General features: G+C 37.9%; 15 protein-coding genes. 3 read left to right on the top strand and 12 right to left on the bottom strand.

From position 1 onward, the window contains the following. From L641_RS0107475 to L641_RS0107430, 10 genes are all read right to left on the bottom strand, one after another. Positions 1-296, bottom strand: a 296-nt coding sequence (locus tag L641_RS0107475) for a transposase (protein WP_029750350.1), incomplete at its 3' end; no start/stop codon positions are given. Positions 297-564: 268 nt separating this feature from the next. Next, positions 565-750 (bottom strand): hypothetical protein, encoded by a 186-nt coding sequence (locus L641_RS0107470; protein WP_024594843.1) that lies wholly within the window; start codon positions 748-750, stop codon positions 565-567. A 315-nt stretch (positions 751-1,065) separates the two neighbouring features. Beyond that, entirely contained in the window at positions 1,066-1,797 is a 732-nt protein-coding gene (locus L641_RS0107465; protein WP_024032682.1) for a glutaredoxin, read from the bottom strand. 33 nt (positions 1,798-1,830) lie between these two features. Next, positions 1,831-2,340 (bottom strand): DUF305 domain-containing protein, encoded by a 510-nt coding sequence (locus tag L641_RS0107460; protein ID WP_024032683.1) that lies wholly within the window; start codon positions 2,338-2,340, stop codon positions 1,831-1,833. 140 nt (positions 2,341-2,480) lie between these two features. After that, entirely contained in the window at positions 2,481-2,999 is a 519-nt protein-coding gene (locus tag L641_RS0107455; RefSeq protein WP_024032684.1) for a DUF411 domain-containing protein, read from the bottom strand. 10 nt (positions 3,000-3,009) lie between these two features. Further along, positions 3,010-3,498, bottom strand: a complete 489-nt coding sequence (locus L641_RS0107450) for a nuclear transport factor 2 family protein (protein ID WP_008109928.1) — start codon at positions 3,496-3,498, stop codon at positions 3,010-3,012. A gap of 23 nt (positions 3,499-3,521) precedes the next feature. Then, entirely contained in the window at positions 3,522-4,430 is a 909-nt protein-coding gene (locus L641_RS0107445; RefSeq protein ID WP_008109926.1) for a CopD family protein, read from the bottom strand. An 11-nt stretch (positions 4,431-4,441) separates the two neighbouring features. After that, complete coding sequence (locus L641_RS0107440; RefSeq protein ID WP_008109924.1) at positions 4,442-4,849, bottom strand: copper resistance CopC family protein; 408 nt, start codon at positions 4,847-4,849, stop codon at positions 4,442-4,444. A gap of 22 nt (positions 4,850-4,871) precedes the next feature. Further along, a complete protein-coding gene (locus L641_RS0107435; RefSeq protein ID WP_008109922.1) occupies positions 4,872-5,735 on the bottom strand; it encodes a copper resistance protein B in 864 nt (287 codons plus the stop codon). Then, entirely contained in the window at positions 5,732-7,555 is a 1,824-nt protein-coding gene (locus L641_RS0107430) for a copper resistance system multicopper oxidase (RefSeq protein ID WP_024601571.1), read from the bottom strand. The genes L641_RS0107435 and L641_RS0107430 overlap by 4 nt, the downstream gene beginning before the upstream one ends. 166 nt (positions 7,556-7,721) lie before the next feature. On the opposite strand from L641_RS0107430, the gene L641_RS0107425 reads away from it, so the two are divergent. Continuing rightward, entirely contained in the window at positions 7,722-8,408 is a 687-nt protein-coding gene (locus L641_RS0107425) for a heavy metal response regulator transcription factor (protein WP_004588805.1), read from the top strand. Further along, on the top strand, positions 8,398-9,795 hold the full coding sequence (locus tag L641_RS0107420) for a heavy metal sensor histidine kinase (RefSeq protein WP_024601570.1): 1,398 nt from the start codon (positions 8,398-8,400) through the stop codon (positions 9,793-9,795). The genes L641_RS0107425 and L641_RS0107420 overlap by 11 nt, the downstream gene beginning before the upstream one ends. 422 nt (positions 9,796-10,217) lie before the next feature. On the opposite strand, the gene L641_RS0107415 is transcribed toward L641_RS0107420, so the two are convergent. Then, entirely contained in the window at positions 10,218-10,937 is a 720-nt protein-coding gene (locus L641_RS0107415) for a hypothetical protein (protein ID WP_024601569.1), read from the bottom strand. 128 nt (positions 10,938-11,065) lie between these two features. Next, positions 11,066-11,464, bottom strand: coding sequence for a hypothetical protein (locus L641_RS0107410; protein ID WP_024601568.1), 399 nt, complete (start codon positions 11,462-11,464; stop codon positions 11,066-11,068). 412 nt (positions 11,465-11,876) lie between these two features. Here L641_RS0107410 and L641_RS0107405 point away from each other — a divergent pair. Continuing rightward, positions 11,877-12,172: transposase (locus L641_RS0107405; RefSeq protein WP_029750350.1), on the top strand; the 296-nt coding region annotated here is incomplete at its 3' end.

Raw genomic sequence — 12,172 nt, 5'->3', positions numbered from 1 at the left:
TTACCAAGTAGCCACATCAGTTCAATATTGCGTTGGCATTCGGTTTCTAATCGGCGGGATGATTGAATACGGTTGAGGTAACCATAAAGATACAGTTTTAATAATGTGGCTGGATGATACTTAGGGCGGCCTGTGGACTTTAAAGTTAATCCTTTAAACCCCAATTCAGCTAGATTTAGTTCCTCAATGAAAACATCAATCACTCTGACCGTATTATCTTCACTGACGTAATCTTCCAACGATTCTGGAAATAACGTTGATTGGTCACGACTTTCACCGCTTATAAACTTTGACATACTGCCTCAACCCTCAACTGAATCAATAGTCTAATTATATAAATATCAGTATATTAAGTGAACTAAATGTATAGATTAATAGATCATAAGCAGAACATACTTAGACCAAAAGGTGATCAGAGTTTTCACACAGTCTGTGCCAATTGCGGACATTGTTAACGCTCGCCTAATACGCCTTGCACTGGCGGGCTTTTTGCGTTGCTTGCTAAAAGTGTGGCTGCCGGCAATGTAGGATTTAGATGCTTGTTAGCAATACATTCTGTTGCGGCTAACCTGTCACCTTGGACAAGAACATGAAAAAGCCACCCAACAAAATAATTGCAATGATGACTATAGCTGTGAGCGTCTTCGACTGAAGCATTGATTCAATTAAACCGACTTCAGTTTGCATTTTAATTAGGTCTTTTGGCTCAACATCTTCTTTAATGCGAGGGTTATTTGTTTCGTTATTCATTGGCAACTCCATATGCGAAATATTCGTGTCTTACTAACAGCTTATAACACACCAAAACGGCGTTTAATAATGTTATTGGACAAAATTAGATTTCTACTCAAAGCACTAGAATAAATTTAACTTTTCCAATGACCGCTGTTCGCTCATAGCAGTCTGCCTGATGAAGTCTAAACTTATTCACTTAAACTGTGAGATCTGATATGAGCTAGTACAGCTGATATGCTATTTACGACAAAGTCGCTCGGTAATTAGAGCGACATAATCCCTTGGTAATCACACTAGTACATCATCATGTTTTTAAATTAAAGCTGTTGTTTACTTAACAAACATCCAAATACCGGCAGCGATCATAAACAGGTTTTCTGTTAGGGAGATAAACCCTAGTGGTACGTTACTGTCACCGCCTACACACGCACATTTTAACTCTCGTTTATCTATATAGACTGCTTTTATCACTGAAACAGCACCAACCCCACCTATGAACAATGAAATAGGGGCAATAATATAGGCTGGTAATCCGGCTATCATTCCAATGCCAACAAATGCTTCTAAAAATGGGTAAACATAGGCGTACCTGACTACTTTCATAGCGACTAAGTCATAGGTTATAAATGAATTAGTAAAGCTAAATAAGTCTTGAAGCTTTTGTATTGCTAACACTGCCATTGTTAGGGCTACAAACAGTTCAGCGGTTTGCATTGATAATAAGCTATTATTCGCTGCAAAACTAAATGCCACACTAAGCAAAAAACTAACCGAAAAAATCGCAATCACGGGCGTGTAAGTTGTACCTTCTTGCCCAGCTTTTGGCTTATCAAAGTAATCGAGTAAGTCGTCATAGCCACCTATACGTTTATTATCAATAAATGTTTGAGGTGTAGTTTCTACACTGTGTTGTTTTTTAAATTCATCTGTTTGCTCTCGAGAAGTTAATAGCTGATCATCAACTGTATATCCCTCTCGCTCTAGTAGGTCTTTTGATTTTAAACCAAACGGACAAATATGCTCATCTGTGGCCATTCTAAAAAGTTGGGCTGATTTACTCATGTTTAGCTCCCTTTTATGTATTGGTATAAAATTTTACTTAGCATTAAAATCCGGTACGGTCCTAGATTGTGCTTGCTCCTGAGTTTCTGCTAGGCCATTTTTCTCTATATCCTTTAGTAACCACTGCATTTCTTTAATCTCACGACGCTGTGCCTCAATAATATTTGTTGCAAGCTCTTGGACTCGCTTATCTTTGATTTTTGCCCTTTCACTGGTGAGTATTGCAATTGAATGATGTGGGATCATCGCCGACATCCATGAGCTATCATCAACAGTCGCTTGTGATCGAACTAAAAATAAACTTCCCGCAAATACGGTAACACTAGCAATGAGTACTGTTATATTTTTCTTTTTATCTTTATACATATTGAGCATGAAAAGTAGCATTATCACTGCCATCATGGCTCCCATATAAAGCGCCATATAAGTGCGAGTTTCACTAAAAAAAACATGACTTAGCTGATAAGTATTCAAATACATCAGTACAAACATGACTAATGTTGATGTGGCTATCATTAAGAAAAACTTTAAATACTGCGACATTAGATGGCTCCTTTCTATCATTTACTTTGTATATCATTTATACCAATGGGTAATTCTTACAGGTTATTAGGCGTAAACCCACTATATATTTAATCATTGAATCAATGTTTAATATTACATCAAGAGTTGTGCCATAAGTGTTAAAACTGCTCAGCGTATTTGCTAATATGCTTATAAGTATTTTGCTGTAAATCGTGCGTAAGCATTTCAATATTATATTTATAAAAGCGATCGCCCATTTCCATACCTGGCGTACCAGCAGGCATAGCGGGAACAGAGAGCCCTATCGTCTTTTCAGGATGTTGTTCAGCTAAAAACTGTTTTATATGTTTGGCGGGAACATGACCTTCAAATACAAATCCATCGGCTGAAACGGCTGTATGGCATGACCGCATATTTGATTTTATTTGATACTGAGATTTAATCGTCCCCATGTCATTGACGTTAATTGCTTTTGTTTGAATATTGTTTTCGCTCAAATGAGCAATCCACTTATTACAACATCCACAATTTTTACTTTTATAAACGGTAAGCTCAATTTTAGGTTTTTCTGAATTCTCATAAGTTATTAATGCTTTATGTTGTTTTTCGATACTTATCGCCGAAAATGACATAGTTAATGATAAAAATAACGCTGAGGTAATGTAGATTACTCGCATTGTTAACTCCTTAATTTGACCAATGAATATGAGTGATTTTCCAACCTGTATCGGTGTTTTTTAATGTGATTGATTCCATTCCCATAGACTTAATATCTTTTCCTTTGTACTTTCCTTGAGTTTTACTTCTTGAAATTGAGTAAGCTATGTCTCCATTTGTGTAAACTTGATGCTCTAGTAGTTCACTATTAACAGCACTTAAGAATTTCATATCCGCTATCATATGATGTTTCGCGTATTCATCTGCAGAACGCTCAACACTTCCGCCTTCAAAAATGATGACATCGTCGGCCAGTAATTTACGTGCAGCTTCGCGATTGCCTTGTTTTAGAGATGCATGAAATAGGCTGACTGTTTTTGCAGCCTCGCTATCAACATTGACAAAGGCCTTGCCTTTTTTTGAATATTTTTCATCGTCATGTGCACTAACAGTAAAAGAACTAACAGTGCTAAAAATTAGTAGCAATAAAATTTTTAAATTAAAGGATTTAATTAACATACATTTTCCTTTTTTATTAATCGTTAAATAGGCGGACCAACAAGTGTTGTAAATACACTTGTTGTAATAAGTACAAATAGGGCAATTAATATTTCAACAGTGATCGAGCGTTTTAATATACTTATATGGTGTTGTTGAGTGATTTGCGGGACTAAAAAAAGCTTATGCCATGCACCTAGTAACAGCATCGCGCTGACGAGTAACAGCTTTAATAAAATTAGTTGCCCATAATTTGATGTAAACAACGCAGAAAATGACTCTAGGTACTGCAGGAGCAGAGTTAAGCCCGAAATAAGTAGTACAAATACAATAACAATAGCGAGTTGACCAAAGTAATGCATTAACCGCTTTACTTCACTGGTAGGTAGTAAAGTGCAGCTTTTGTAAAGCGGCCACAATGACCCTAACCAGCTCGCAATGGCAATAAGGTGAAAGGTTAAAATACTTTTCACTAACCCATTTTCATTTGCACTGTGCCCAGTAAAAGTGAAGCTATAAGCGATAAACCCAAGCATGATTAGTATAACGGCACCGTTTTTATAACCTGCTACGTTATCATCTGATTCCACACTCCACATACATGCGCTAATTAGAGCAATAATAAGCGCTGGTATTCTAAACGTTGCTTGGTCACCTATGACTGATTGCCAAACAATTTCAAGCATAAAGGGGTCAAACATTCCCATAAAGCCTGATTCAGCCATTGCTCCAGCTTCTATTGGTACTTGTAAAAGTGCAGCAATACTACCTGTAACTACACACGTAATTTGCCAACGTTTTAAGAACTGATAAAAGCTAATTACCTGATGCCCTGCAACATTGCTGTTGCCACACATAAAGCGCATTAATAAAGTGCCCGCAAGCCCTGCAATTGCTATATAGCTTGCTAGTTTTAATAATAATAAGAGTACTGACCATTCACTTAATTGCATTATGTTGCTACTTAATGATTATGTTTGCTGTGGGTATTAGATTGTTCTTGCATCATCTTATGCGATTCACTTTTGTGTACCATAAATCTAAACGTGTCGGTCATTTTATGTCCATCACCACCCAGTGCTGTCCATTTAACCGTGTAAGTGCCTTGGGCTAGGCTCGGTAATGACCAATTAAAGTCTGTGCTTGGGGTGGCGCTGGGTTTGAAATCAAAGTTTATTGATTTATTTTTTTCATCTTTGATGATGACTTTTGCTAGCCTTACTTCACCACCAAAAGTTAACGAAAGTTGCTCTGGGCTTTTCATTAACATGGCTTCTTGCGCAGGTGTTGATTGCTTGAGTGATATATGCGCTGATGCGGAAAATGTAAGCACTAAACCTAAAATGGCTACTGCAGAATTAAAAAACTTCATAATTACCTCTTATTTAAAATGATTAAAACCAAAATTTAATACCCGCAACAAATGCGGTGTTGTTGTTACTTTGTCCACTTGATGTGGCATAGTCGGCGGTATTGCCAAATTTATTGCTCCATTCAACGCCAATATAGGGCGCAAACTGGCGTGTAAATTCATAACGAACCCTAAAGCCAATCGCGCTGCTTGATAGGCCACTTCCAAGTTCGTTTTGTTTATCGTTTTTGCCATAAAGTGTAATTTCGGCTCGCGGTTGTATAATTAGCTTTTGCGTGAGTAATAGTTCGTACTCTGCCTCTAACGTAAATGCGGTATTGCCTCGCTCACCTACGTATGCTGTCATATCAAGTTCAAACCAATAAGGGGCTAAACCTTGTAAGCCAAAAGCTAACCATTGCCGATTTTCACCTTCTTTATTGTAATCAAGACGAACACCTGCTTGAGTATCCCAATATGCTGATACGGCGTGACCCCATAAAATATCGGTTTGGTTTTCTTCAATACTTCCTTCGCTGAAATCACCCTCGGTTTTAATTACCAATCGATCAAAGGTAGTGCCGTACCATGCTTGTAAGTCAAATACACCTGCGTTTGCTTGCTCGTTATATTCAAGACGATCGCCTAGTAATGCGTAAAATGGATGCTCATCAGCGAGTGTTAATCGCTCATTGCCCTCAAGCGCATATGGGCCTTCTGTTAAAGTTGTTCCCGCAGAGTAAGCATGGGGGTCTCTTGCATCTTTAGGTGCACTTCCTCCTTGTGGTTGCATCTTAGCGCTATTCATTTGTGCCATTTCACTTTGCGCTAATAAAGGGAAACTAATTAATGAAGCCCCTGTTAACATTAATAAACCTAATGATTTAGATAGTTTTAATTGTTTCATGATACGACTACCTCTCTAAACATACCGGCATCCATATGGAATAATAAATGGCAATGCCAAGCCCAGCGACCTACATCGTGAGGGGTGGTTAAAAAGCTGATTCTTTGTGCGGGTTGAACAGGTATCGTATGACGTCGCACTTGCACATCACCTTGCTCGTTTTCTAAATCACTCCACATACCATGCAAATGCATAGGGTGCGTCATCATGGTATCGTTTTGTAAAATAACTCTTAAACGTTGGTTATGCTTCATATGCACTGGCGTGCTTTTACCAAATTCTAAGCCATCAAATGACCAGCTATAACGTTCCATATTTCCGGTTAAATGCAGCTCAATTTCAGCTTCTGGCTCTTGCTGGTTAGTGATCCCTTCAAGTGAGTGTAAATCTGCAAGTGTTAAAACACGACGACCATTTTTACGTAAACCAATACCAGGATCATCAAGATTTGTTCTCGGCATATCAACGCGCATATCAACTGAAGCTCCATACTCCGTTTTTGCATGACGCACTTTAGAGCTGGCAACCGCTAATGGGTTTTCAGACATACCATGTTTGCTATGATCCATCGCCATTGGACCGTGATCCATAGCGCTATGATCCATTTCTTTAGAGTTCATACCTGACATGCCAGCCATACCTGCCATTGCAGAATGCTCACCGCCGTGGGTCATATTGCCCATCATATCGGTCATCGTTAACCATTCAACAGGGTCAAGTGCAGGTACTGGCGCATCAATATTAGGCGAGCTTGATAAAGTTCCTTTTGCGTAACCAGAGCGATCCATACTTTGAGCAAAAATCGTATAGGCATCATTTTTAGGCTCAACAATTACGTCGTAGGTCTCACCAGGGCCGAATCTAAATTCATCAACTGTCACTGGTTCAACGTTTTGCCCATCAGCTTGTACAACTGTTAGTTTTAGTTCTGGAATACGAACGTCAAAAAAAGTATTGCTTGAGCCATTAATAAACCTAAGTCTTACTTTTTCTCCAACTTTAAACATTCCTCGCCAATTTGACATTGGCGTACTACCGTTCATTAAAAAGGTCATTGCTGATGCAGATAAGTCAGCTAAATCTGTAGGATTCATTCTCATTTGATTCCACATTTTGCGGCGTTGCAAAGCATTCGAAACACCGCTATTTGAAACGTCATCAAAAAATTCTGGAACAGTGGGCTGATTGAAGTTAAATACATCACTCTGTATTTTTAATTTGCGGAACAGCGCCATTGGGTCATCATCAGTCCAATCAGATAATTGAATAACATGCTCGTTATCTGCACTAATAATATCTTTTTCTCGCGGTTCAATAATTAATGCACCGTACATGCCAGTCATTTCTTGAAAGCCACTATGTGAGTGATACCAATATGTACCGCTTTGTTGTAATTTAAATTTATAAACAAAGGTTTCGCCAGGCATAATGCCTTTAAAACTGATACCAGGTACGCCATCCATTTGGTACGGTAAAATAATGCCATGCCAATGAATTGAACTCGGTACTGATAACTTATTTGTTACTCTAATAGTAACGTCATCGCCTTCTTTGAGGCGCAAGGTAGGGGCGGGTATAGAGCCATTGATAGTTGTCGCCATACGTACTACGCCAGTAAAGTTAACCGGCGATTCATCTATAACCAGATCAATTACTTTGCCGCTAAGTTCGGGCACAGTGCCTGTTATTGTTCCTGTTACTAAAGATGATGCAGCATGTAATACACTCGGAAAAGCAGCAAGTACACCTCCTGCAATTAAGCCTTGAACAAATCGTCTTCGTGGTGTGCTAACCTGTTGTGATGACTTTTTAAACCCCATTTCCTTACTCCTTCATACCAGAATATGTATTGAGTATAGAAAATAGACCTGTCTTAAACATGACGCGAACATTACAAAGTTGTAATGTTGGTGTCATGTTGCTGTAGTGACAGATACTGCATAATATTTGCAGAGGTAGTTGTTAGGACTTTAATGAAGGAATTGTATGCGCTTATTAGTTGTTGAAGATGAATCAAAGACAGGAGATTATTTAAAACAGGGGCTAAGTGAAGCTGGTTTTCAGGTTTCTTTGGCGCGCAATGGACTTGACGGTCATCACCTAGCAATGACCGACTTATTTGATGTAATAATACTTGATGTCATGTTACCTGACGTATCCGGTTGGAAAATTTTACAGTCGCTACGTGAAGCAGATAACAAAACCCCAGTACTATTTTTATCTGCTCGCGATAGTATAGACGATAGAGTAAAGGGGCTCGAACTTGGTGCTGATGACTATTTAATAAAGCCTTTTGCTTTTGCTGAAGTTTTAGCAAGAGTACGCACTCTTATTCGCCGTGGTGTAGTACAAACAGTTGACGATATACTGATAGTTGCTGATTTAGAAATGGATATTCCAAAGCGAAAAATACAACGTGCAGGCAAGCGTATTTTATTGAGTAATAAAGAGTTTAGCTTACTTGAACTATTGTTACGGCGCGAAGGTGAAGTACTGCCACGTTCGTTAATTGCTTCTCAAGTATGGGATATGAATTTTGATAGCGACACCAATGTGATTGATGTTGCCATTCGTAGGCTAAGAGCAAAAGTTGATGATGACTTTACTGTTAAATTAATTCATACGGTTCGTGGTATGGGCTATAAATTAGAGGTTGAAACTGATGGCTATTAAGTCACGGCCTTTATCACTTACGATGCGTGTTGTGTTGTTTGTCGCTGTAACCGTTATTGCGTGCTTAACTTTAGTTGCCACCTTAATAAATAGTTCGATAAAACATCATTTTTTCCAGCAAGATAGTAGTGAACTGCATGTTATTAATCAATCTATTGAATTAGTTTTAAGACAACAGTATAAATCAAACCTGAAACTTAAAAATGAATTATCTAACGCTGTAGCGGGTCATCACGGTGTTTACTATCAGGTAAATACCGCAAAAGGAGAGCTCATTTTTCAAAGTTCTGAACGAGATTTTAGTGATTTTGTAATGAGTGCTAATGCTTCAGCTGGCTTTAACCGTAACAACATTACCTCATGGCAAAATGATACCCACACCTACCGAGCTCTGGTGAGTAATTTAAGTACTGGGCAACAGCAATACAAAATTACTACAGCGATAGACATGAGCTTTCATTTACACTTTCTCAATCAATTTCAACAAAGTCTTTGGGCTATTATGTTTGGCTCTGCGGTACTCATTTTATTGGTGGCTTGGTTTGCTATACATCAAGGATTGAACCCTTTACGAGGTTTGAGTCAGAAAATGCATGACATCCAAACTAATAAGATGGATGTAAGGCTTGATGAAAATAAAGTGCCTATTGAGCTTGTTAATATGGTGCAGTCGTTTAACTCGATGCTCGACAGGCTCCAAGGTGAATTTATTCGTTTATCAAATTTCTCTAGTGATATTGCGCATGAGTTACGTACTCCACTAACAAATATAATCACTCAAACACAGGTTGGTTTATCTAAAAAAAGACAGTTGTTAGAGTATCAAGAATTATTGTTTTCTAATCTAGAAGAGCTGGAACGACTAACTAAGATGGTTAGTGATATGCTTTGGCTTGCAAAAACTCAGAATGGACTGGTTAAACCCGTTCAAAATACTCTAAAAAGCCATGATGAAATTGAAGCATTATTTGAGTACTTTGATGCTTTGGCTGAAGACTCATTGATTACATTTAAGAAAAAAGGTCAAAACCTTTGTTTTTATTGTGACAAATTACACTTTCGCCAATTATTATCAAACCTCCTATCCAATGCAATAAGGTATGCCCCAAAAGGCTCATCAATCACAGTAAATAGTGAAATATTTACCGCTGATAAAATATGTATTTCAGTGATTAATACTGGGGAGAGAATACCTTCTGAGCATTTACCTTATTTATTTGACCGCTTTTATCGACCCGATAAATCGCGCCAACGACACAGCGATGGAGCTGGTTTAGGGCTTGCAATAGTTAAAGCTCTAGCGCAAGCAAACGGTGGAAATATAGAGGTCAGTTCAAATAATCAAACTACCAGCTTTAAAGTTTTTCTAAATTTAGCTAAAAGCTAATTATTAAATTTAATAACCCAATGTTTGCTTGTACCTCTAGACTTCCCAGCTTTCATTAAACACCGGTTTATAAACTTAAAGTACAAAACGGAAGTAAACTTCCGGTTTCTAACCCAATATTGCTATATTTCGGAAGCAAACTTCCGTTTATAGGAATTCAAAGGTAGTTATCGGAAATATACTTCTGTTTTTGAAAGCGTTGGCCTAGATAGCTATATGAGCCATTTTTCGGGGTCTTATTTGAGCGAAAAGCGGAGGGTCGGGTAAACTCGTTTTTGGACAAAAATGAGTTTGAGCCGAAGGACGGCTCTATGCCATAAGCAGACATTGGTAACGCGCGTTAATCGGCATAAAAGGCTTGGCTATAATTTGCGAGGTACGAGCACAAGCCAAGCTTTTTGTGTCAGCCCTTAAACGCATTGTTATAAGTCAATTTTAAACATGTCCAGTGTGTGATTAAAATCTTTCACACATGTGTTGTTTTGCCTACTTGAGATGCTTAGGGATTTTGCACTTTGACTAACTGTCCACCTTGCGTTGTCTGCTCTTGGTAATGTTTGACTGTAATAATCATAAAGAGATTGCCAGCCAAATTTTATTTCTATTTGTGTTAGCACATGAGAAATTTGCTCGTAAATTGATTTACCATATTCAATGGTTTCTTCAGGTTTCGGGATATATCCTTTGTGAATTACACTATTTCTAAACCCTCGACTTGAAGAACTTAATTCGGGGGCTATCTTTTTAAAACATGTTAGATATAAATAATTAAATGCCCCTAACTGCCTTTCTGACTGATTAGATATAGACTTCCATGCTTGGGTTATCAGCTGATCTTCAACTTTAATCGTATATAGATAGAAGCTAATGAAGAACTCATAAAACCTTTCTAATGATGCGCTGAATGATGAAACAGCTTCTCGCATATAACCATCTGTAAAAGCAGTTAACCCTATATCGAAAAGAAGCTCATATTTAGCTGCTGATATTACTACTGCATATTCATGATTCTTTTTACATGTAATGTAGTGAATGCGACTGTCATCGAGAATTTTTGTTTCCACCTTGGTAAGAATAAAGTTGGACTTTGAATTCTTAAATTGTTCTTGCATACAATATGGGCAATTGTGCTGAACTTTCATCCCTTCCTCCTAAAACTTATAACGCCTCAAGAACCGGCGCAGCTCTGCTGCGTCCGGCGCCAAAGGCGCGTAGTTAATTGACTTGTTTTGTGTATATTTTCTCCGTATATACCCGTTATATTCATTTATCATTTTTTTATTGGCACAAAGCCTGAGCCATCTGCACTTCTTGTAAATGCTTTACCGATATTGCTTTTAGACCATTCTTTCGCTTCGGCATAAGTAGAAAAATAAAATTCTTTTGTTTGTTGGGGCAGATTATTTGTTTGAGCACCGGCACTTGTTAGAGGCTCAATATTTTTTGTGGAGAGAGCCTTTTCCACACGACTTATGAATAACTTTACATCTTCGATTTCTCGAGTAGCGGCAATGCCCAAAGATGATGAAACCCCGCCGTGATCACCAGTCCAAACATTCTCACTAATTGTCGATTTCAAATTGTCATATTTGTTGTATAGAGAATCCATAAGCGAATCCAGTTCTTCAACAGACATTTTTCTAAGTTGTATATCCGAAAGAACATCCATATCTGAATCCTGATTTACAAATAACAGCTTATTGAACACCAATTTGGTGGTTTATAACACATCAAAACGGCATATATTACATACACTAATAATTTCACCAATAATTACCTTTGTATACAAGCGGTTAAAATAGCGAGAAATTAAGCTTGTTATTTTTGCACCAAAACGGCGGTAATGTTATCGGACAAGATTAGGCTCCTACTCAAAAAAGCAGGAATAAATTTAATTTTTTAATGTCTGCTTCATCGATCTTTGCCGAAGTACGGCTCAGTGCCCAGACTGTGTGAAAACTCTGATCACCTTTTGGTCTAAGTATGTTCTGCTTATGATCTATTAATCTATACATTTAGTTCACTTAATATACTGATATTTATATAATTAGACTATTGATTCAGTTGAGGGTTGAGGCAGTATGTCAAAGTTTATAAGCGGTGAAAGTCGTGACCAATCAACGTTATTTCCAGAATCGTTGGAAGATTACGTCAGTGAAGATAATACGGTCAGAGTGATTGATGTTTTCATTGAGGAACTAAATCTAGCTGAATTGGGGTTTAAAGGATTAACTTTAAAGTCCACAGGCCGCCCTAAGTATCATCCAGCCACATTATTAAAACTGTATCTTTATGGTTACCTCAACCGTATTCAATCATCCCGCCGATTAGAAACCGAATGCCAACGCAATATTGAACTGATGTGGCTACTTGGTAA

Origin of the sequence: Pseudoalteromonas sp. TB41 (genome assembly GCF_000497975.1) — a bacterium.
GTDB lineage: Bacteria > Pseudomonadota > Gammaproteobacteria > Enterobacterales > Alteromonadaceae > Pseudoalteromonas > Pseudoalteromonas tetraodonis.
This window is presented reverse-complemented; position numbering and strand designations above follow the sequence as displayed.